This is a genomic window from Paenibacillus sp. (assembly GCF_048976745.1).
Classification (GTDB): domain Bacteria; phylum Bacillota; class Bacilli; order Paenibacillales; family Paenibacillaceae; genus Paenibacillus.
Map to the genome: position 1 here is coordinate 128,092 of NZ_JBHGUU010000014.1, position 23,065 is coordinate 151,156.

The window sequence follows — 23,065 nt, forward strand, 5'->3', positions numbered from 1 at the left end:
AAGGTTTTCTGTACCCAAAGTGTACGTGTGAAACTGCCATTTGACTCAGGTAGTATAGGAAGTTGATTAGGATGAATCCATTGAAAAGACATGAAAAAATTATGGAGGCTCTGCTGGAGCGCCAGGAAGTAACCGTCAGTGATTTGAGTGAGTTGTTGCAGGTGACTGGGAAAACAGTCCGAGAGGATCTCGACAAGTTGGAGAGTATGGGACTGCTCGTACGTGTCCATGGTGGTGCAATGCTGGCTCAGAATGACCAATATGGCATCTTGAATAGCCGCGGAGTTACCGAGAAGCATCATTCGGAGAAAACGGAGATTGCTGAACGTGCCCTGGCTTACATTCAACCTGGAGATATCGTTGCTCTGGATGGTGGCAGCACCACGCTGGAGATGGCCAAACGTCTCGATAATCAGCCACTGACAGTCGTGACCAATGACTTGTTCATTATTGCGGAGCTTACCAAGAAGGAACAAGTGCGACTGGTTGTGCCTGGCGGGGCTCGTGTACGGAATATGCTGGTGGGCGATGATACAGCTACCTTTATCTCCGGTCTTAACATTCATAAAGCTTTTATATCCACGACAGCCCTTCATCCGGAATTTGGACTATCCATATACACGGGAGATCTGGTTCCTTTGAAAAGAGCAATGATATCTGCCTCGCAGCAAGTATATGGCGTTGTGGATCATTATAAATTCGGACAATTTGCACTGCGAACTTTCGCCAAGTGTTCGGAACTGGACTACATTATCAGTGATAGTCGTTTGGATGAAGAGACAGCTGCCTTATACGAGCAGAGCGGTGTCACAGTGGATTATCAAAGTTAACCTCATTCATGTTTCATGGGATTAAAGAACAGACGGATCTATGGATTGCATATCACAACCATGCGGAGGGAATCATTCATGAACCCATTTGATTTAAGCGGACAAGTTGCACTGGTAACAGGTACCTCGGGAGGACTTGGACAAGGGATGGCCATTGGCTTGGCGGAAGCTGGTGCTGATGTGGTGCTGGTCTCTTATTCCAAACCTGCAGAAACGGCAAGTGCCATTGAAGCCCTTGGGCGCAAAGCTTATGTGATTGAAGCGGATTTAAGTCGTGAAGATGAGTTGTCGGCTGTGTTCGAACAGGCGCTTGCGTTCCAGGGCAGAATTGACATTCTCGTCAACAATGCCGGAATCATTCGTCGCACACCTGCGGCTGATCATGCAGGGCAGGACTGGCATGATGTAATTGGTCTGAACCTGAACACTGTATTTTTCCTGAGCCAATTGGCTGGCAGACATATGATTGAACGCGGAAGTGGCAAAATCATTAATATTGCATCCATGTTGTCCTATCAAGGTGGGATCAACGTGCCAGGGTATACAGCCAGTAAACATGGCGTAGCCGGTTTAACCAAAGCACTCGCCAATGAATGGGCAGGGAAGGGAATCCAGATTAACGGTATCGCACCTGGTTATATGGAAACCGATAATACGACCCAGATCCGTGCGGATGAGAATCGGTACCGGGATATTACAGCCCGTATTCCTGCAGGACGTTGGGGAACACCGGAAGATCTGAAAGGCCCGGTTGTCTTTCTGGCATCTGCCGCTTCGGATTATCTGAATGGTCATGTGCTGAATGTCGATGGCGGCTGGATGGCACGTTAATCACTTGATCATTGGATTAGTATAAGGAGGCAGTGAGATGAAACTTGGTATTCTGGCGCATACATTTGGCAAACAGCCTACAGCACAACTTGCGCAGACGATTGCGGATAACGGTTTTAATTCCGTACAGCTGGCGCTTGCCAAAGCATTATCCGATGTGGACTCATCAAATGGCAAGCTGAGTCCCGGTCTGGCGAATGAGATTGGAGATCAATTTGCACAGCGTGGGGTGAAGATTGCGGTACTGGGTTGTTATATTAATCCGATTGATCCTGATCCGGTAACACGGCGTGCGGACATTGATCGATTCAAGGAGCATCTGCGTTATGCCCGGGATTTTGGTTGCAGCATGGTGGCAACGGAGACCGGAAGCTTGGACACGTATCAGGATACGCATCCGGATGGATATGAAGAGAAGGCATGGAGCGTGCTGAAAGAAACGGTTGAGGAGTTGGCTGAAGAAGCGGAGAAGTGGGGCGTGCATGCGGCGATTGAGCCTGTGTCCACGCATACCCTTCATACTCATGAACATATGACCCGTTTGTTTGAAGAGATTCCTTCATCCAATCTGGGAATGCTGTTCGACCCGTGTAATCTGATCAAACAGCCACATGCAACTGATCAAGGGGCTTTTTTGCGTGAGGTGATGGAATCGCTGTATCAGCGCATGATTGTGATTCATGCGAAGGATGTAGCCTTCGATGCACAGGGTGAGAAGTTCAACCCAGTACCTGGGGCAGGCATACTGGATTACCCGTTATTTTTTGAATTGCTAAAAACGTATAAGCCACATATCGATATTTCACTTGAAGGTGTAACTGCGGAGGAAGCTGTGCCTGCGGCCAAACATTTGCGTGAAGTATGGAGTGCAGTTCGGGTCTAACCAAACCCTGGATGAGGTATAACATACCGAAGCCAAAGTAGCTGAAAAACCTTTGCGAGGGCAAAGGTTTTTTTGGTACAGAAATTAATCTTGTACATATTTAATATTTCTTATCGGAACAATCGGAAATAAGTCTTTTCAAATGCGACATCTTGTGAGAGAATATGGAAAACATATGCCACCATGCGAAGACATCCGGAACGTAAAGAACCTATATATCGAGGGAGGATTCAGATTTATGTCAAACGAACGTGAGCTTTCATTTGAAACATTGGCAATTCATGCCGGCCAGGAGATTGATCCAACCACCAACGCACGAGCTGTACCCTTGTATCAGACAACATCCTATGGATTCAAGGATACCGAGCATGCAGCTAACCTGTTTGGTTTGAAAGAGTTTGGCAACATCTATACCCGTTTGATGAATCCAACAACCGACGTGTTTGAGCAACGGATTGCCGCGTTGGAAGGCGGAGCGGGTGCATTGGCTACAGCTTCTGGTCAAGCGGCCATTACGTTTTCACTTCTGAATATTGCTGGTGCAGGCGATGAGATCGTGTCTTCGGCGAGTTTGTATGGAGGTACATATAATTTATTCTCGACGACTTTGCCGAAACTGGGTCTGGACGTGAAATTTGTGGATTCGAGTGATCCCGAAAATTTCCGTGCAGCAATTACGGAGAAAACGAAGGCATTGTATGCCGAAACAATCGGTAATCCGAAGGGGAATGTATTGGATATTGAAGCGGTGGCCGCCATCGCCCATGAACATGGCATTCCTTTGATCGTGGATAATACATTCCCAAGTCCGTACCTGCTTCGTCCAATCGAACATGGAGCGGATATTGTCGTTCACTCTGCAACAAAATTTATTGGCGGTCATGGTACATCCATTGGTGGCGTTATCGTGGATAGCGGAAAATTTGACTGGAAAGCAAGTGGGAAATTCCCTGGATTGACCGAGCCGGACGCCAGTTATAACGGTGTGGTATATACGGAAGCGGTCGGACCGATTGCTTATATTATCAAAGCTCGTGTACAACTTCTACGTGACTTGGGTGCAACGATCTCTCCATTTAACTCATGGTTGTTGCTGCAAGGACTGGAGACATTACATCTGCGTGTAGAGCGTCATAGTAGCAACGCCCTTGCGGTTGCGGAATTCCTTGAGAAACATGAGGATGTGTCTTGGGTAAGTTATGCAGGTCTGCCGAGCCATGATTCTTACGAGCTTGCACAGAAGTATCTGCCAAGAGGACAGGGTGCCATTCTGACCTTTGGAATCAAAGGTGGTGCGGACGCGGGTCGCAAATTGATTGAAAGTGTCAAACTGTTCTCTCACCTTGCGAACGTGGGAGACTCCAAGTCACTGATCATTCACCCGGCAAGTACAACTCACGCGCAGTTGACCGAAGATGAACAAACTGCGGCAGGCGTTAATCCCGAGTTGATTCGTCTGTCTGTGGGTACGGAGAACATTCAAGACATTATCTATGATCTGGAGCAAGCGATCAAAGCAAGTCAGGGTGCAAGCGTAGGCGCGTAAATGGTATCGGGTGGATGTGAAAATTCACTTAAGCGATATGCCATAGAATGGTCAAACGTATATCAATAGATGCTTCAAGCCGTTGTCCTCCGGGACAGCGGCTTTTTGCCTTTTTGAACACGCATTTAGGATTAACCGTCGCAAATTACCCATTTACAAATGAGGATCACAGGCATATACTGATTAAAAGTTGTATTGGGTAAAAATAATTGCATAAGTACAAAAATGATTATCATTCTCATTCGAGATTATTGCAAAATCATTCACAAAACCATGCTGCTGCGGGATTCCCGCAGCAGCATGTGTCATTTTTAGGGCATTAACAATGGCTCTCATTCTCAATACAACTTCATTTATGGAAGCGGAACTTGAGCACACTCATGATCCGCAAACCTACCATTCGAAAGGAACGTGATTTATATGCAAGCGATACATCAACCTCTACACAGACAGAACCAATCAGAACAACGCTCATCCCAAACACCCGGTCCCAATCGTGGCAAGAAGCCTGATTTTCGAGCCATGGTACAGAATAAAGAGATGCAATCTGCATTGGGCAGCGGGCTGTTGATGCTGATTGCCTGGGGAACTGCACCGTATTTTGGTACCTTATCCATCATGCTCTACATTGTGGCGTATGCCGTTGGCGGTTGGACCAAAGCGAAGGAAGGCATCGAGACACTGGTCAAGAACCGTGATCTGGATGTAAATCTGCTGATGATTGCCGCATCCCTTGGGGCAGCAGCCATCGGTTACTGGAATGAAGGTGCAATGCTTATCTTTATTTTTGCACTCAGTGGTGCGTTGGAAAGTTATGCGACAGAGCGCAGTCATAAGGATATCTCATCGTTGCTTGCGCTGAAGCCGGAGACTGCATTGCGAATTGAGGACGGACAGATGAACCTTGTGGCTATCGATGATCTGCAGCCGGGTGACTTGCTGTTGGTCAAACCGGGAGAACTCATCCCAGCAGATGGTGTCGTGTACCGGGGAAGTTCTTTTATCAATCAGTCGTCCATCACTGGAGAATCCCTGCCCGTGGACAAAGTTGCGGGAGATGAAGTTTATGCAGGTACGGTAAACGGGGAGGGCGCCTTATACGTAGAGGTCACCAAATCGGCTGAAGGGTCAGTGTTCGGCAAAATCATTAAACTGGTGGAAGAAGCGCAAGCGGAAGTACCGGATTCCCAGCGTTTTATGGAGCGGTTCGAAGGAATATATGCACGAATTGTTGTAGGCGTAACTTTACTCGTGATTGCTGGAACTCCATTGCTGCTTGGTTGGACATGGAATGAGGCATTCTATAAAGCAATGGTATTTCTGGTTGTTGCTTCGCCTTGTGCACTGGTGTCCTCGATCATGCCTGTCATGTTGTCCGCAATGTCCAGCAGCGCCCGCCGTGGTATTCTCTTTAAGGGAGGTGCTCATATGGAGAATATCGCTCGCACGCGGGTCGTGGCTTTTGACAAGACAGGTACATTGACCATGGGCACCCCGCAAGTCACAGATATTATTACAGCTGAACATGTAGATCGCACCCAGCTGTTAGCCGCGGTGGCAGCGATTGAGAACATCTCCATGCACCCCTTGGCTCGTGCCATCGTAGATCAGGCGAACAAGGAGAACATTACCCTTCAGGAAGCGGAACACGTACAGGCCCTAACAGGCTGGGGCATCGAAGGAACAGTGAACGATGTGATCTGGAGCATTGGCAAAACAAATGGGTTGGAATCGATGCAGTCTTCTGAATGGAATGATGTACGCTCCCGTCTTGAGGGGGAGGGAAAAACCGTATCCGTTGTGATGGCTGATGGTGAATTGGTCGGGCTGATCGCCATGCGGGATACGGTACGGCCTCAGGCAGCAGCTGCGGTGAGAAAGCTTGAAGCGATGGGTGTTAAAGTTGCGATGTTAACAGGAGATCGAGTCAGATCCGCTTCTGTGATTGCGCGTGAAACGGGAGTAAGCATGGTCTATGCAGACTTGCTGCCAGGAGATAAAGTGAAGCAGGTCCAAATGCTCCGCAAACAGTATGGTCCTGTGCTGATGGTAGGGGATGGCGTAAATGATGCACCAGCACTTGCGGCTGCCACTGTGGGTATGGGGATGGGATTATCGGGTAGTGGGACTGCACTGGAGGTCGCTGATGCGGTACTCATGAACGACAACATTGAAGAGATCGCTTGGGTGATTGGGCAGGCTCGTCGAGCACAGCGCACGGTGAAGCAGAATATGTTCTTTGCCATTACCGTTATTCTGGCTTTAATTGCGGGTAACTTCCTCCAAGACGTTGCATTGCCTCTAGGTGTGGTAGGTCATGAAGGCAGTACAATTCTGGTTATTCTGAATGGCCTTAGGCTGCTGAGGTAATCAGATTTTGGAGAGGAAAATGGTTACTAGGTTTCGCTGTAATATGCGGTGCCTCTGACAGACGATCCCAGTAATTTCATGGAATCTTCATTTGTGGCAAAACAAAGAACCCGGTCGACAGTCATGGACTGTTCACTCGGGTTCTTTATGTTGTGATTATACGGGATATCTTATTCGTTGTAATGTAAGTATTCGTTCTGCAATCAGAACAGTTCGGTCAGACCGATCATTGTGATGAGTCCGAGTAAAAACGAGATAGTTGCTACACGTGCATTACCGTCACCGTGACTCTCAGGAATGAGTTCCTTATAAACGATGAACATCATCGCACCGGCTGCAAATGCCAAACCATAAGGGACAAGGCCGGCTACGAGACTGCTTAATGTGTAACCAAGCATAGCTGTAATTATCTCTACCGCTCCAGTCAGGGTGGCAATACCCAGCGCTTTGAAGCGGCCAATGTTCTGATTCACTAAGAAAAGGGCTACCAGGAATCCTTCCGGTGCATTCTGCAATCCAATGGAAAAGGCAATGAGATTGCCCAAGTTCTCATCCGAGCTTGCGTAGCTGACTCCAACGGATAACCCTTCAGGCAGATTATGCATGGTAATGGCTGCAATAATCATGAAGGCTTTGGCTTCAATTTTAAAAGGCATTTTCTCGGGATTCTCCAGATCAACGTGTGGGATCTTCATCTCCAGCACCAGTAGAACCAGGCTACCAAGCATAATGCCAAATGCGAGTACAAAGAGATTTGATTGCCCAAGCGCTTCGGGAATGAGATTATACACCGAGGCCGAGGTCATAATACCCGCGGCGTATGCCAGCAAGATATCACGGAGACGGTGCGATATTTTGCGCATAAATAGAATCGGTACGGCCCCTAGGCCAGTAGACATGGCTGATATAAAACTGCCAATGAGTGCATCGTTCATGCTTCCATTTTCCCTCCTGATGAAGACTTCTTCATAATCGCTGCCGAGCATTGACACCGTACATAAAAGAGATCATAATGAACAACAGATTAGAATGATTATAAATTAGAATTCCGTTTCTGCATAGGGCCATTGTCATTTCACAGGCAAGTCTTGTGGACATGATCTAGGCTTTTCGTTCTAGTGTATGCAAAAGCATAGGCTTTTGATGCCGGAGGGACTAACCTTTTGCAGAACCCGGGGGAGGAACTATACATGTATAAATCAATTATTATTGGAACAGGCCCTGCAGGGCTGACAGCAGCAATCTATCTGGCACGTGCCAACCTGAACCCACTCGTTATTGAAGGACCACAACCTGGTGGCCAACTGACAACAACAACTGAAGTGGAGAACTTCCCAGGTTTCCCTGATGGCATTATGGGTCCTGAACTGATGGACAACATGCGTAAACAAGCTGAGCGTTTTGGTGCTGAATTCCGCACAGGTTGGGTGAACAACATCGACATGAGCGAGCGTCCATTCAAGATCCAAGTTGAAGGGATGGGGGAACTTGTATCCGAAACATTGATCCTGTCTACAGGTGCATCTGCTAAATACCTGGGTATCCCTGGTGAAGAAACGAATGTAGGACGCGGTGTCAGCACATGTGCAACATGTGATGGATTCTTCTTCCGTAACAAAGAAATCATCGTTATCGGTGGTGGCGACTCTGCTCTTGAGGAAGCAAGCTTCCTGTCCCGTTTCGGTTCCAAAGTAACGCTGGTACACCGTCGTGAAGAACTGCGTGGCTCCAAAATCATGCAGGATCGTGCACGCAGCAACGAAAAAGTAGAAATGGCTTTGAACCGTACACCACTCGAAGTACTTGCTGGCGACAACGGCGTAACCGGATTGAAAGTGTTGAACAATGAAACAGGTGTAGAAGAAGTGATTCCGGCAAGCGGCGTATTCGTAGCCATTGGTCACACACCAAACACCGGATTCCTTGGCGGACAGATCACTACAGACGAACACGGATATATCCTGACTACACCAGGCACATCCGAGACAAACATCCCAGGCGTATTTGCATGTGGTGACGTTCAGGATACACGTTACAAACAAGCGATTACAGCTGCTGGTAGCGGATGTATGGCTGCTATGGACACAGAGAAATACATTGAAAGCTTGGAGCACAGCGCAGTTGTTCTGTAATAAAATGAGCTGATTCCAAACAAACGATAGATTAATACAAACTATATGAGGTGAATTAAACATGGAAAACGTAATTGTATATACATCAACGAACTGCCCGAACTGCAAATCCGTAAAAACGTTCCTGGCTGACAAAGGTATCTCTTATGAAGAGCGCAACATCGAAACTAGCGATGAGTTTGCACAACAAGTATGGGACATGGGTGTACGTGCCGTGCCATTGACTGTCATTGGTGAACACCGCATTCTGGGTATGAACAAAACCCAATTCGCCAAAGCATTGGACGCTTAAATCAGGCTGATCATCTGGATCATCATGTGAAGAATGAGAGATTCAATTCATATGCAATTCCGGTTTTCGCGAGCCGTTAGGATATAGAAAGAACCGTACCCGGAAGGGTACGGTTTTTTGTGCAAACACAGAATATGATTTAGAAAAAAATACTCATGAAAGTCTGAAATACAACATACACCAGCAATCCTGACAGCATGTACATGAAACCAGCCTTCTTTTTGCTCTGAAACAATCGGAGTATGCCAAGGCTGAACAGGGGCGCAAGCACAATCAGGAACAGGAGGACGGTGACAAACATTTGCGCCGAGATATCTGAAGTATCCACGTAGGTCACGCTTTTTTTCACTCCGTTTCATTATCGGAATTAACACAGCTATATTCACACAGCCATGACAAAAATCACATAACCCCATTATACATCTGGATTTCTTTAACAAAAAGGGAGGAAATGGGGCAAAATGATGTCAATTTTCGTTTGTTATTAGACAGACACCCTAATTTTTCCTAGAAACTGGGAAATCGCAGAGTAAGCGGCACCAACACGGGTGGAACGGCTGCCTAGCGCTGCCCATTCAATCTGCAAACTGCGACGGTGATAAGGCAACGTACGTTCCTCGACAACCTGTTTTAACGCTGTTTCAATCCAGGGACCTGCTTCAGAGAGCGGACCACCAATGATAATACGTTCCGGGTTGAAACTGTTAACAATATTCGTAATGCCAATCCCCAGTTTACGTCCAATTGTGTCGTATAATTCTTGAACAGACTCGTTGCCTTGCTCCGCATAATGAATCAGCTCTCGTGTGGTATGAGCAGGTAATTTTAACTGATGCTCCGGGTGTTCGTATGCTTTTTCCGATGCGTATAACTCCCAACAACCGCGATTACCACAGGAGCAGGGCAGACCTTCCGCTTCAATGGACATGTGGCCTGTTTCCCCTGCGTAGCCCCATGCGCCTTTGTATAATTCACCATCCACCATGATGCCTGAACCAATCCCCATGCCTGCACTGATATAGATCATGTGACGGACACCGATGCCTGCCCCAAAATTCAACTCTCCATGAGCACCAGCATTCGCTTCATTATCGATGGTGACAGGCAGTCCAAATTCCTCTTCAAGCATGGAGCGCAGAGCTACCTTCTCCCACCCCAAGTTGGGTGCAAACAGGACCGTTCCTGCCTCATCCACCATGCCGGGCACGCCAATACCGATGCCAATGACACCGTGAGGGGAAGCGGGGGCGGCTTCAATGAGCTGTTTTGCTGCCAGTTTCAATTGCTCCAATACAGAAGACACGTCATGATGTTCCAAGGTCACTGCGTACTCTGTCATGATGTGTCCTTCCAGATCGGTAAGCACGCCTTTCAAATGGGTCACACTGAGTTCCAGCCCGACTGCATAGCCTGATGTCCCTCGAAACAGCAGCATGAGTGGTTTGCGTCCGCCACTGGATTCCCCAGGGCCGATCTCCTGCACCAGATCATCACTGATCAGATCAGCAACCAGGTTGGATACCGTTGCTTTGTTCAGCCCCGTAACCTCGGACACTCTCGCGCGAGAAAGAGGGGCATGGCGCCGGATCGTATCCAGAACGATCGATTTGTTTATTTTTTTGACCAGCATCTGGTCTCCGGTAATTTTCATATGATTAAGGCACTCCTATTCTTCTGATAAAAGGGAACTGACCCACATCCGAAACAAGTTATTCGACTATTATAGCGTAAACAAACGTGTAAAAAACAATTTTATTTTACTTTGTTTAACCAATAGACAAAGTAAATCCGATGTGATAGGATAACGGTGTAAACGATTTCTTAAAACTATTGAGGAGGCATTTTACACATGGCCTATTTTGAATCCGTTAATAAAATTTCATTCGAAGGTAAAGATTCCAAGAATCCTTTTGCTTTTAAACATTATAATCCGGAAGAAGTGGTAGCCGGCAAATCGATGGAAGAACATTTCCGTTTCGGCATGGCTTACTGGCATACATTAACTGCAGGCGGCAGTGACCCGTTTGGTGCGGAGACAGCTGTTCGTTCGTGGGATAAATACTCAGGTCTGGACCTCGCGAAAGTACGCGTGGAAGCGGCATTTGAATTTTTGGAAAAAATGAATCTCCCGTTCTTCTGTTTCCACGATGTGGACATCGCACCAGAAGGCAACAACTTGCGCGAATTCTACAGCAACATTGATACAATTGTTGATCTGATTGAGGATCATATGAAATCCAGCGGCAAAAAACTGCTCTGGAACACGGCAAACATGTTCTCGAACCCACGCTTCATGTTTGGTGCAGCGTCCACTTGTAACGCAGACGTGTATGCTCATGCAGCGGCACAGATCAAAAAAGGTCTGGAAGTGGGTAAACGTCTGGGCGCTGAAAACTATGTATTCTGGGGCGGTCGTGAAGGTTACGACACATTGCTGAACACAGACATGCAACTGGAGCAAGACAACATTGCCCGCATGTTCCACATGGCTGTAGACTACGCGAAGGAAATTGGCTTTGACGCACAATTCCTGATTGAGCCTAAACCAAAAGAGCCAACGAAACACCAATATGATTATGATGCAGCAACTTCCATTGCTTTCTTGCAAAAATACGGTTTGGACAAACACTTCAAACTCAACCTGGAAGCGAACCATGCTACACTGGCTGGTCACACATTTGATCACGAAATCCGCGTTGCTCGTACAAACGGTATGCTCGGTTCCCTCGATGCAAACCAAGGCGATATGCTGATCGGTTGGGATACAGATGAGTTCCCGGTTGATATGTACGATGCGACATTGACGATGTATGAAGTATTGAAAAACGGCGGTATCGGCCGTGGTGGAGTGAACTTTGACGCGAAAGTACGTCGTGGTTCTTTCGAAGCAGACGATCTGTTCCTGGCACACATCGCAGGTATGGATACGTATGCGAAAGGTCTGAAAGTAGCAGCAAAATTGATTGAAGATCGCGTATTCGATGACTTCATCGAAAAACGTTACAGCAGCTTCAGCGAAGGCATTGGTGCAGATGTGGTTGCAGGTAAAGCAACACTGGCTTCCCTTGCCGAGTATGCGCTGAACAATGAAAGCCCACGCAAAAACCAATCCGGACGTCAGGAATTGCTGAGAGCACAACTCAACCAGTACATCCTGGCTGACTAATAGCGGATTAGGCAGGGGTGGTGCAAGTCGATCACCGATGGTTAACCATAGGTGGTCGGACACTAGTAACCATGCCTGCCTCGCACAAGCTTGTACCACGGAACGCCTGAACAAGCATGACATTCGGACCGTCCCCGACTTTCCCCTGGGAAGGCGGGGGCGGTTTTTTGATGAAACATACAACGCGGTTTTTAAATTGCTGATATAAATGGTTGTCTAATATGGTGCATGCAAAACGGAGTGAGCAGAAAGGACCCGAGCAAGCAAAGCGTTCGCTAAGAGCTTTCTGAAAGAAAGCTGGCTTCGTAAGCATAGGCTTATCCCCGGATTTCACCCTTGCTAAAGGGTATAAAGAAAATCTGGGGGTAACGGCGATCCGAGGGTTTTCTGATCACGGAGTGGCCACATGAGCATCAAGGGTTTCATTTATACAATCCTGTTACAAACGAGAGGAGTTAACCTATGAGTTACGTAATTGGTGTCGATCTGGGAACCAGCGCGGTTAAAACTGTGTTGGTTAATCGTGAAGGAAAAGTGGCATTTGAAGCATCCGAGGCATACCCGTTGTATCAGCCCAAGGCTGGATACAGTGAACAAAATCCCGAAGATTGGGTAGAGCAGACCATTGTTTCCCTGCGTAAATTGCTCGAAGTGTCTGGCGTGCAGCCTTCGGAGATCGAGGGATTGAGCTTCTCCGGTCAGATGCACGGGCTGGTCTTGGTGGATGCTGAAGGCAAACCGCTGCGGAATGCAATCCTGTGGAACGATACACGCACAACGGCTCAGTGCCGCCGGATCGAAAAAGTACTGGATGGCAAGCTGTTAAGCATTGCCCGGAACCGTGCTCTTGAAGGTTTTACCTTGCCCAAAATTCTGTGGGTTCAGGAGAACGAGCCTGAATTGCTACAGCAAGCATCCTTGTTCCTGTTGCCAAAAGACTATGTACGTTATCGCCTGACAGGGGATTACGCCATGGACTATTCCGATGCAGCGGGCACCTTGTTGCTGGACGTTGCAGGCAAGCAGTGGAGCAAAGAGATTGCAGAAGCATTCGAATTGCCAATCTCCCTATGTCCACGTCTTGTGGAATCGTTTGAGGAAGTGGGCACCTTGTTGCCGGAGATTGCGGACCAAACGGGTCTGGCGACTGCGACAAAAGTATATGCAGGTGGCGCGGACAATGCATGCGGCGCCATTGGCGCAGGCATTCTGAGTGAAGGACAGACGATGTGCAGCATCGGAACGTCCGGGGTAGTGCTTTCCTACGAAGAGCGTAAAGATCTCGACTTCGAGGGCAAGGTCCACTTTTTCAATCACGGGGAGAAAGATGCCTTCTATATTATGGGGGTAACGCTTGCCGCAGGATATAGCCTGTCCTGGTTCAAGGATACGTTTGCGGCGGACAAATCGTTTGATGTGCTCTTGCAGGGCATTGATCAGGTTCCGGCGGGCAGCAATGGATTGTTGTTTACACCTTATATCGTTGGGGAGCGTACACCTCATCCGGATGCGAATATTCGTGGCAGCTTCATCGGTATGGATGCGGGACACAAGCTGGAGCACTTTGGACGTGCGGTGATGGAAGGCATTACGTTCTCGCTGCGCGAGTCCATTGATATTCTGCGTGGCGCAGGTAAAACCGTCAATGAAGTCATCTCTATTGGTGGTGGTGCCAAAAATGAAGCCTGGTTGCAAATGCAGGCGGATGTCTTTAACGCCACGATTGTGAAGTTGGAGAGCGAACAAGGGCCTGCAATGGGTGCAGCGATGCTGGCTGCCTATGGCTGTGGCTGGTTCCCATCCTTACAGGAATGTGCAACAGCGTTTATTCGTCCTGCGAAGTCCTATGAGCCGAACCCGGAAACGGTTGCTGTCTATGATGGATTGTTCGCACTGTACCAGGAAGTTTACGGACAGACACGTAATCTCAATGATCGTCTGGCAGAGTACCGCTAAAATCATACTATTAAACTTATATGACACATGCAGAAGCATCCGCGAAGGCGGGTGCTTTTTGACGTTCATCAAGACTAAACCCATGAAAGGTTTCCTTGGCCTGCATATCCGTATTCCGGCTCTGCATAGATTGAGAATAGAGGTTTGTGATCTGTCCAGACATCAGATGTCCGACGATTTTAATAGGTAGAAGTTTGAGGCGTGGGGGTGAAGCTTTGGATGAACATAAGGAGCATCGAAGACCACATATCACCTTGTCGATGATTGTTCGGAATGAGGAGAATCGGTATCTCAGGCAGGCTTTGGAGACACATCGCCCCTGGATTGATCGGGCAGTAATCATTGATGACGGAAGCACGGATGGAACGGTTGCGATGTGCCGGGAACTTCTGGACGGTATTCCACTCGTATTGGTGGAGAACTCTGCTTCTCGTTTTGCAGACGAAGTAAGTCTACGTAAACAACAATGGGAAGAGACAGTGGCAACCGATCCAGAGTGGATTTTGAATCTGGATGCGGATGAGATTTTAACCAGTGACTTTGGGTTGGTACGAGATCTGCTGCTCCGTGGCAACGAGGATGCGATCTATTTCAGATTGTTTGATATGTGGAGTGAGACGCATTACCGAGAAGATAAGTTCTGGCAGGCGCATGCCTATTATCGGCCATTTCTGATTCGTTATCACCCGGGGATGAGTTATGAATGGAAGGAAACACCCCAGCATTGCGGTCGTTTTCCGTTAACGATCCAGCATTGGTCCTATGGATGTCATGCTCCCCGGGTGAAGCACTATGGGTGGGCGCGGGAAGAAGACCGTATCCGCAAATATGAACGCTATCAAGCACTGGACCCTGAAGCAAGATACGGTTGGAAAGAACAGTACGAATCGATATTGGATCAAGAGCCGCGACTGTTGGCATGGTTCGAATAAGGAGAGGGGGAGTGAGCACGTTGAAGAAACCGTTACACCAATCGCAAGAAGAATCCAAACCTAACATAGAGCCGAATTCCGAAGAAAATGAGAATCAGAAAGGGAAGCAACATGAAATCCAACATGAAAACCAGATAGAGAACGAAATAAAGAACCAGAGTGATTATCGACCGTCCAGACGTTCTGCCAAATCGCAGGAAACCCGCCAATCGGAACAGCATGAAGCGCTTGATCTGCAAAAAGTACTGATCGCAAGCCCGGTTCGCCAGACAACCCCGGTGCTCCGTGAATTTCTGAATTCAATGCATGCACTGGAACGAACAACGGTGAAGACGGATTATCTGTTTGTTGACGATAACGTGGAAGAAGCCGCAACCAATATATTGCGTGAATTTGTGCTTCAGCATGAGGGAACGGTCATTCAAGCAGATGAACATGGCACTGACAACAAAGGGGTGTACACCAAGGATGAGGGAGGACACTATTGGCAGGATGAGCAGATATGGCGTGTAGCCGGTTTGAAAAATCGCATATTGCAATATGCACACGACAACGACTACGATGCGGTCTTCCTGATTGATTCTGACTTGGTGCTGCATCCGCGGACGCTGGAGCAACTCGTATCGAGTGGTAAAGACATTGTATCCAATATTTTTTGGACCAGATGGCAGCCGGGGGCTAGGGAGATGCCACAAGTATGGTTGCAAGATGAGTATGCTTTGTATCGCCGCGGCGGCAAATCATCAACGGGGAACGAGGCGGAAGACGAGGACGCGCAAACGACTGCTTTTCTGAATCAACTGCGGATCCCGGGTTGCTACGAGGTTGGCGGGTTGGGGGCATGTACGCTCATTCGCAAAAATGTTCTGGCAGCAGGGGTTTCATATGACCAGATTCCCAATGTATCCTTCTGGGGCGAAGATCGACATTTCTGCATCCGTGCTCAGGCACTGGGTTTTCGTTTGTTCGTTGATACTCATCTCCCGGCGTACCACATCTATCGTTTGTCCGAACTGCCAGGGGTAGCTGCTTTTAACCGCAGAGCCAGACGCGGGGAGGAGACGATCAGCATTACGCTCTGTATGATTGTGAAAAACGAAGAAGCTTCCCTCGCCAGATGTCTGGACTCGGTCAACGGCATTGCCGATGAGATTGTGATCGTGGATACCGGTTCAACGGACCGTACCCGTCAGATCGCTTCCAGATATACGGATCGGATCGTTGATTTTGAATGGGTCGATGACTTTGCAGCAGCACGCAACTTTGCCTTTGATCAGGCAAAGAGCGAATATATTCTGTGGCTGGACGCTGACGATGTGTTCGAACCGGAAGATCGAGCGAAACTGATCGCCTTGAAACGTTCGCTGGACCCGGAAGTTGATAGTGTCACGATGGATTACAATCTGTCTTTTACAGCAGATGGCAAGGTTGCCTACAGCCTACGCCGGAATCGCCTGGTGCGTCGGGATCGGCAGTTTCGCTGGATTGGCGCGGTACATGAATATCTGGCTGTAGCGGGTAATCTGCTGCATAGTGATATCGCGGTTACCCACAAAAAAGATAAGGAATATACTGATCGCAATCTGCGGATCTATCGCAAAAGGGAGCAGGCCGGAGAGGAATTCGGGCCGCGTGACTTGTACTATTTCGGTAATGAACTGAAGGATCATGGGCAGCATGAGGATGCGGTGAAGTATTATGAGAAGTTTTTGGATACCGGGCTGGGCTGGGTGGAAGATCAGATCGCTGCTTGCCAGAAAATTGCAGATTGTGAAGCTGCACTTGAACGTCCGGAACAGGAAGTCACGGCGTTGTTCCGATCGTTTGCTTATGATTTGCCAAGAGCCGAGATCTGCTGTCGATTGGGTGGTTATTTTGCCGACCGTGAAGATTATCGCAAAGCCCTGTTCTGGTACGAACAGGCGACTCGTGCCGTACGTCCTGATGATCCTATGGTGGTGCTGAATGAAGCAGCCTGGACCTGGATGCCTCATCTGCAACTCTGTGTCTGTTATGACCGGATGGGTAACCGTGCCAAGGCCAGGGAACATAATGATATTGCACTCGCCTATCATCCAACACATCCAAGCATGTTATATAACGATCGTTACTTTAAAGATTTGGAGAAGGATAACGTATTGGAAAAAGCTTAGGTTTCCGACGGAAATGATGCCTCTTTTGTGGAATGGATGGGTGAATCAGTCCCATGTTCCATAAAGAGGTTTTTTACGTTGAAATACAATCACTTTATTGTATCTATCAAAGACGGATTCACTTCGGAAATGGATTAATGTATTTCATCCAGGGGAGGATATGCTTTACAATAATGAATAACGGAAAAGCGGTGAACATGATTACCTGTCTTCGGCTGCCGAATTGATGAAGCAAGGGGAACTGGATATGAATCTCACGGAAGTATTATTGGAATCGAGGTTGGTCGCGATTGTGCGCGGTATCAGCCGTGAAGCGGCAGTAACAGCTGGACAAGGTATGACAAGTGGTGGAATCCGACTGATGGAAGTCACACTGAACACATCTGGAGCACATGATATTATTGCAGACTGGCGGGAGCGGCATGAGGGTAAGGCCTATATAGGAGCTGGTACAGTACTGAATGTGCAGATGGCCAAGGAAGCGGTCGCCGCAGGAGCACAATTTCTGGTGTCCCCTAATGTCGATCTGTCTGTCATTGAATATGCTGTAGAACATGGTGTCGAGATCTGGCCTGGAGCCATGACACCTACTGAGATTGTTGCTGCCCATGAAGCGGGAGCACGTGTTGTGAAGCTGTTTCCGATGGCGAGTCTGGGTATACCCTATTTGCGGGAAATTAAAGCACCGCTGAACCATATCCCGCTATTGGCAACAGGGGGGGCCACACTGGAGAATATTGCTGACTACTATGCAGCAGGTGCTGCTGCAGTAGGACTGGGAAGTGCACTTTTACCACGAGAAGCCCTTGTAACAGGAGATGATGAGCAGATTGCAGCTTGTGCACAGAAATTTGTGGAAGCAGCTAAAGTATAGGCTCCAGTGTCAGATGGGGGATATGTAATTTGGGTATATACGAAGGTGCCTTTAGATTAATGTTGGATCAATTGTTATCATAAAAACCGATGTCGTTTAACGTGCCGTTCATTCTAATGTTTTATGATGGATATATGCCAGAATTCGGAGAGGAGAGATGCCCTGTGAAAGCTAAAACAATGATAGGCGGCATGCTCGCCGTGGCCGCAGTAACGGCAGGTGGATTATGGAAGGCAGCGGTTAAGAGCCAGACACCCAAGAAAATCCCCATTACCCTGACACCTCCAATGCCATTTGAGGACGTGACCTTTGACAGTGGGGGAGGTCGGGTGCATGGCTGGTTCATCCCGGCTAGAGCTGACATTCCGAAACCTTGGCCGCTCGTTATTATTGCACATGGCTGGGGCTCCAATCGCTCCCGTGTTCTTCGTTATGCAAGGCCGATCTGGGAAGCGGGATATGCCTTGTTTATGTATGATGTCCGCAGTCATGGGGCCAGTGATCCGGTTCGTGCTGCATCTGCCTATCTGTTTCGGGATGATCTGCTGGCGGCATTGCAATATACGACTGCACGACCAGAGATTGATGCGGATGCTATCGGAGTGCTTGGACATTCTCTGGGTGGACTGGGTACGATTCTTGCAGTGACGGAAGGAATTCCTGTATCCGCAGTGATAACGGATTCCATGCCATCGCAATTTGAGGTTATCGTCAGTTCAGAGCTGAGACGCCGGCGTCTACCCCTGTTTCCACTGGCCCAGTTAATTCCGAGAATCTGGTTCTGGCGACTGGGCGAATCTCTGAAATCCTATCGTCAGCGTGATCCGGTGATGATGCTGAATGAACGGCGCAGGGGGATGCAACTGCCGATGCTTATGGTGCACTCCAAGGGAGATAATTTTATTCCCCCGAGTGAGCTTGAATATTTTATGTCCAAAGCCGATCCGCCTGTGGAACATCTATGGGTCAACAGCGGAGGACACAGTTGTTCCGAGGAAGATCCCGCCTTCTGGGATACCGTTATTCCATTTTTGAAAACCCATGTCCATGGTCAGGCGAAGTCGAATGATTCGTCTATAGCGAGTAGTTAACAGGGTAGAATCAGCCTACATAAGAGTGCAGGCTAACCGAGAAAACGCCAACGTATTTGGCGTTTTTTTTGCTTTTAAGAGCAATATGCAGAAATTCACATTTGTAAAATTGCCCGGAAAATGACGATTAAAAAGGAAGCTTATGGTATCATAGAATAGACTGGCAATATTCATGCGAGGTTATTTGTTATGTTTCTTTGTATGAAATTGAAGGGAGAGGTCCAGATTTGAGTTTGAATTGGAAGTTTAACGTACGTATCAAAATGTTTGCAACCAAAGCAACAACCGCAGCGATGGCAACACTGCTGCTTGCTTCGCAAACACCAGGTTTTGCAGGCAGTGCATCAGCCGCGACAGCTGAACAGGTGACCGAAGCGACAACGGGGGAAAATGAACAACTAGACGCAACCAGCAATGACGTGCCCGAGGGAGCGAAAATCTCATCCAGGCAAGCCAGTGAAAATATACTTAAATTATTTCCATTGTTAAAAAAAGCAACGATCTCATCTGCACGATTCGATTCACCTAATTCCTACCCACCGCCAGACTACAAGGCATGGGAGATTGGATTCCAGATTACACAAGGCAATCATACATCAGGATTCAGTGCAACTGTACATGCAGGCACAGGGGAAGTGTTAAGTGTACATTTGCCGTCGGATATCCTGGATAAACATGTCTCGGAATCGGATGTGAAGCTAACCAAAGCTGAAGCTGAAGAAAAGGCCGTGGCGTTGTTGTACCAAGCAATTCCAGGTCTTAAGGACAATGAGTATGCTCCGTTTGGAGATCTGTATTCTTCGATCGAACAACAGTCATTGTTTGGTAGAACAGAGTATCGATACGGATACCAGTTAAAACATGACGGATTGTTATCTGATGCAGAGACAGTCTACATCAATGTGGACGAAAGTGGTTTGGTGACAGGTTACTCACGAGGCACTACCGAAGCCAAGTATCCCTCATCAAAACCGGCAGCTTCAGAAGAGAAGGCCAGACAGCTGTTTGAAGAACAGTTCGATGTGGAACTGGCTTATATCTCCAAAGAGCGTCTGTCTTCCAAGCAGGGTCAGCAGTATTACCTCGCATATACACCGAAAAATATCAGTATCGTTCCGATCGAAGCCAATACGTTGGAACGGATTAATACATTAACAGGTAAAGCTGTAGATGAGAACTCTTTACAGCAGGATACGAAGTTAAAAGGTGATGTGACTCCTTTTGTCCCGGCCAATGGTACGAGATTAAATGTTCAGCAGGCCGCCAATCGGGTCGCAACGAACTTTGATATTCCCAAGGGTTATAAGCTGGAACATAGCCAGTTGAGCAAGGGGCATTACTCAAGTCCGAACAATCAGGTATGGAGTCTGAGCTGGAGCGATCGAAGTGCCAATATGTCCTATATGTTCATGCGGGATATCTCAGCACAGGTCGATGCAGTCACTGGACAGATCTACAGCTACACAATGATGCAACGAATGGGACCGGAGATGGAGCAGGAGAAGCCAGCTGAAGAGAAGGCAGGCCAATTGGTAACGCGGAAGCAGGCTGAGAAATTGGCGATGAACACGGTCATTGCGCTAGTTCCAGATGCAACGGAGCAGTTCAGGCTGGCTAACGTGATTGAGGTGGACGATGCTCGCACATTTTTGTTCCAACGTTATCTGAACGGAATTCCGGTTAAGGATGATACGGCACAAGTACAGGTGTTGAACAACGGTACGATTAACGAGTTCTATACGCGTATTGCGGCTACGTCTGAACAACTACCGGCAGATCTTAAGCCAGCCATCAGTTACGAAGAGGCCAAGGCAATCTATCTGAAGGAGTTCAAGTTGGTTCTGGCGTATTCTCGTTACGGTGGATGGGGTACGAACAGCGGTGAAGTCATCCCGGTGGGAGTTAACCTAGCTTATATGCCTACACGAGATGATCATTCGATCTACGGCAATTATGAAGTGCTGGATGCGAACACAGGAGAGTGGAGGCTTTTATACGGAGACACAAGCTCTGCAACCAAGGCTGAACCTACGGATATCTTGGGTCATGTGGCCGAAGCAGCTCTTCGCAATATGACACAGCATGGCGTATTGCTTGCTGATGAGCAGGGACGTGTATTCCCGGATCGTGTGATCACCCGGGGAGATTGGTTTAACTATTTGGCAAGAGCCATTAATCCAAATATGGATCTGTACTACAGTGGGGACGGAGAAGACAAGTTATACGCTGATGTGACGCCTGATAGCCCGTATTATAAAGCAATCAAGGTGTTAATCGATCAGCGCTGGCTTGCCGGATCGGACCCTGAACAGAATTTGAATCCGCAGGAAGAGATGACGCGTGAAGAATTGGCCGTGTTGCTTGTACGTATACTGCGCTATGAGAAGCTGGCCGGATTCTACACGTTGCCGTCCGATCTTCCCAACATCGCGGATGCCAGTGCCATTTCGAGTAAAGGGGCTGTTTCCCTGAGTTTGAAGCTGGGATTGCTTCCTTCCATAGAAGGACGATTCATGCCTGCACGCAAAGTGACGGTAGCTGAAGCTTCACAGGTATTGGAACGGCTTGCCAAGCTTCAAGGCAAGACAGATACGTTTATGAGTGGGAATCGTCTGTACTAGACGAGGAATCACTCATATCGTACCCGTGCGAATCATAGGATGAAGATAACGGGTAATTGTGATTCATTGAACTGAGGATCAAAGGGACCTTCCATAGAAGGTCTCTTTTGATTTGCTTTGACAAAACTACAATGACGATAGAGCCTTTTGTGATACAATAGGGCGTGAGAACTTTGCAAAGAAGGGTGGGTTCCTTTCATGGGTAAGAACGGGAAACGAATTATCACCATACTGCTGGCAGGCTGTCTGATTGCTGTAGCGTTACCACGTACGGTTGATCTGGATCAACTGTATGCTGCATCAGGGACATCGGATATTTCCACGGCAACAGATTTGCGCCAGACCTTGCTTACCGCAATGTCACAGCGAACAGAGGAACTTGTTTTTACATACAAAGGCAATGTGAAGGGCCTCAAAAAACAATTACAAACCTCCATCGATGAGGCAATGAAGAGTGACCCCTATATCCAATATACCGTTAAAAGTTATGCATTTAATTATAAAGGCTCCAATGTATCGGCCGAAGTACATGTGACTCTCTCCTATCGGGAGACCAAGGAACAGACCGATTATGTAAATCGTAAAGTCACAAACGTGTTGAAAGAAATCATCAAACCCGGCATGACGGATCATGAGAAGGTCAAGGTCATTCATGATTGGATTGTGCTTAACCTTTCCTACGATACTTCGCTCAAGAAATATACGGCCTACGACGGGCTTGTTACAGGCAGTACCGTCTGTCAGGGATATTCATTGCTGGCTTATCGGATGCTGGAGCGAGTAGGTATCGAAAACCGGATTGTGGAAGGTACAGCAGGCGGGCAGCTTCATGCCTGGAATATTGTGAACCTGGACGGCAAGTGGTATCACATGGACACCACCTGGGATGATCCTACCCCTGACCGGAAAGGTAAGGTAAGCCACAGCTATTATTTGCTGAGCGATGATGAGATGGCACGTGACCATATCTGGACAGGCAAAAGCAAGTATCCCGCTGCGCCGGTTCCATATCGGGAGGCTCTATTAAAGCTGGTGAAAGCTGGAGACAGCAAAAAAGCAGCATATCAGAAGCTGTATCATGCTCTGGACTATTCCCTGTATGATGAACAGGATGCTGTTCAAGGTCATGCTGCGCTGAAGACCAAGGTTCAAAGTACACTGAAGGAAGGCGGAACCTCGCTCACGTTCAGGTACAAGGGTACGGAGGCTGGACTGATTGAAGATTTGCAGGGTTTGTACCAGCTTGGTATGAAATCGATCTCTTATTATGTGTCCAAAATGGAAGGTACTGCCGATCTGCGCGTCAAAATTAACTGGACACGATAACAACCGTTTTGAACAGGATGCTCCGCTTACGGAGTGTCCTTTTTTTGCATTCAATTTTGTGT

18 protein-coding genes are annotated in these 23,065 nt (G+C 47.9%); 15 read left to right on the forward strand and 3 right to left on the reverse strand.

Going from position 1 to position 23,065, the window contains the following annotated elements; translation table 11 throughout:
• The first annotated feature begins 71 nt into the window (after positions 1 to 71).
• The 5 genes from ACE3K2_RS21505 to ACE3K2_RS21525 all read left to right on the forward strand — a co-directional run bounded on the left by ACE3K2_RS21505 (position 72) and on the right by ACE3K2_RS21525 (position 6,460).
• Complete coding sequence (locus ACE3K2_RS21505; protein WP_421894829.1) at positions 72 to 830, forward strand: DeoR/GlpR family DNA-binding transcription regulator; 759 nt, start codon at positions 72 to 74, stop codon at positions 828 to 830.
• 78 nt (positions 831 to 908) lie between these two features.
• Positions 909 to 1,661 (forward strand): 2-dehydro-3-deoxy-D-gluconate 5-dehydrogenase KduD, encoded by a 753-nt coding sequence (gene kduD, locus ACE3K2_RS21510; RefSeq protein WP_062836432.1) that lies wholly within the window; start codon positions 909 to 911, stop codon positions 1,659 to 1,661.
• Positions 1,662 to 1,698: 37 nt separating this feature from the next.
• The gene (locus tag ACE3K2_RS21515) at positions 1,699 to 2,544 is read left to right on the forward strand and encodes a sugar phosphate isomerase/epimerase family protein (RefSeq protein WP_421894832.1); all 846 of its coding nucleotides are present in this window, start codon (positions 1,699 to 1,701) and stop codon (positions 2,542 to 2,544) included.
• A 238-nt stretch (positions 2,545 to 2,782) separates the two neighbouring features.
• A complete protein-coding gene (locus tag ACE3K2_RS21520) occupies positions 2,783 to 4,090 on the forward strand; it encodes a homocysteine synthase (RefSeq protein WP_421894834.1) in 1,308 nt (435 codons plus the stop codon).
• A gap of 420 nt (positions 4,091 to 4,510) precedes the next feature.
• A complete protein-coding gene (locus ACE3K2_RS21525; RefSeq protein ID WP_421894835.1) occupies positions 4,511 to 6,460 on the forward strand; it encodes a heavy metal translocating P-type ATPase in 1,950 nt (649 codons plus the stop codon).
• A 203-nt stretch (positions 6,461 to 6,663) separates the two neighbouring features.
• Here ACE3K2_RS21525 and ACE3K2_RS21530 read toward each other — a convergent pair whose 3' ends face one another.
• Complete coding sequence (locus ACE3K2_RS21530) at positions 6,664 to 7,395, reverse strand: ZIP family metal transporter (RefSeq protein ID WP_421894838.1); 732 nt, start codon at positions 7,393 to 7,395, stop codon at positions 6,664 to 6,666.
• Between the two features lie 255 nt (positions 7,396 to 7,650).
• On the opposite strand from ACE3K2_RS21530, the gene trxB reads away from it, so the two are divergent.
• Entirely contained in the window at positions 7,651 to 8,592 is a 942-nt protein-coding gene (trxB, locus tag ACE3K2_RS21535; protein ID WP_105601888.1) for a thioredoxin-disulfide reductase, read from the forward strand.
• 61 nt (positions 8,593 to 8,653) lie between these two features.
• Positions 8,654 to 8,884, forward strand: coding sequence for a glutaredoxin family protein (locus ACE3K2_RS21540; protein ID WP_036668031.1), 231 nt, complete (start codon positions 8,654 to 8,656; stop codon positions 8,882 to 8,884).
• 139 nt (positions 8,885 to 9,023) lie between these two features.
• On the opposite strand, the gene ACE3K2_RS21545 is transcribed toward ACE3K2_RS21540, so the two are convergent.
• A complete protein-coding gene (locus ACE3K2_RS21545; protein ID WP_017692236.1) occupies positions 9,024 to 9,221 on the reverse strand; it encodes a hypothetical protein in 198 nt (65 codons plus the stop codon).
• Positions 9,222 to 9,368: 147 nt separating this feature from the next.
• Complete coding sequence (locus tag ACE3K2_RS21550; protein ID WP_421894843.1) at positions 9,369 to 10,535, reverse strand: ROK family protein; 1,167 nt, start codon at positions 10,533 to 10,535, stop codon at positions 9,369 to 9,371.
• Between the two features lie 198 nt (positions 10,536 to 10,733).
• On the opposite strand from ACE3K2_RS21550, the gene xylA reads away from it, so the two are divergent.
• The 8 genes from xylA (at position 10,734) to ACE3K2_RS21590 (ending at position 23,003) form a co-directional block, all read left to right on the forward strand.
• Positions 10,734 to 12,050, forward strand: coding sequence for a xylose isomerase (gene xylA, locus ACE3K2_RS21555; RefSeq protein WP_091019299.1), 1,317 nt, complete (start codon positions 10,734 to 10,736; stop codon positions 12,048 to 12,050).
• A gap of 462 nt (positions 12,051 to 12,512) precedes the next feature.
• Positions 12,513 to 14,006 carry a xylulokinase gene (gene xylB, locus ACE3K2_RS21560; RefSeq protein WP_421894846.1) on the forward strand — a complete coding sequence of 498 codons (1,494 nt, stop codon included), beginning with the start codon at positions 12,513 to 12,515 and terminating at the stop codon, positions 14,004 to 14,006.
• Positions 14,007 to 14,221: 215 nt separating this feature from the next.
• Positions 14,222 to 14,938 carry a glycosyltransferase family 2 protein gene (locus tag ACE3K2_RS21565; RefSeq protein WP_421894849.1) on the forward strand — a complete coding sequence of 239 codons (717 nt, stop codon included), beginning with the start codon at positions 14,222 to 14,224 and terminating at the stop codon, positions 14,936 to 14,938.
• A gap of 1,082 nt (positions 14,939 to 16,020) precedes the next feature.
• Positions 16,021 to 17,091, forward strand: coding sequence for a glycosyltransferase (locus tag ACE3K2_RS21570; protein WP_421895010.1), 1,071 nt, complete (start codon positions 16,021 to 16,023; stop codon positions 17,089 to 17,091).
• Positions 17,092 to 17,338: 247 nt separating this feature from the next.
• Complete coding sequence (locus tag ACE3K2_RS21575) at positions 17,339 to 17,965, forward strand: bifunctional 4-hydroxy-2-oxoglutarate aldolase/2-dehydro-3-deoxy-phosphogluconate aldolase (RefSeq protein WP_421894852.1); 627 nt, start codon at positions 17,339 to 17,341, stop codon at positions 17,963 to 17,965.
• Between the two features lie 164 nt (positions 17,966 to 18,129).
• Positions 18,130 to 19,056 (forward strand): alpha/beta hydrolase, encoded by a 927-nt coding sequence (locus tag ACE3K2_RS21580; RefSeq protein ID WP_340912790.1) that lies wholly within the window; start codon positions 18,130 to 18,132, stop codon positions 19,054 to 19,056.
• Between the two features lie 227 nt (positions 19,057 to 19,283).
• Positions 19,284 to 21,677, forward strand: coding sequence for an S-layer homology domain-containing protein (locus tag ACE3K2_RS21585; RefSeq protein ID WP_421894856.1), 2,394 nt, complete (start codon positions 19,284 to 19,286; stop codon positions 21,675 to 21,677).
• A 198-nt stretch (positions 21,678 to 21,875) separates the two neighbouring features.
• Entirely contained in the window at positions 21,876 to 23,003 is a 1,128-nt protein-coding gene (locus tag ACE3K2_RS21590) for a transglutaminase domain-containing protein (RefSeq protein ID WP_421894859.1), read from the forward strand.
• Positions 23,004 to 23,065 lie beyond the last annotated feature (62 nt).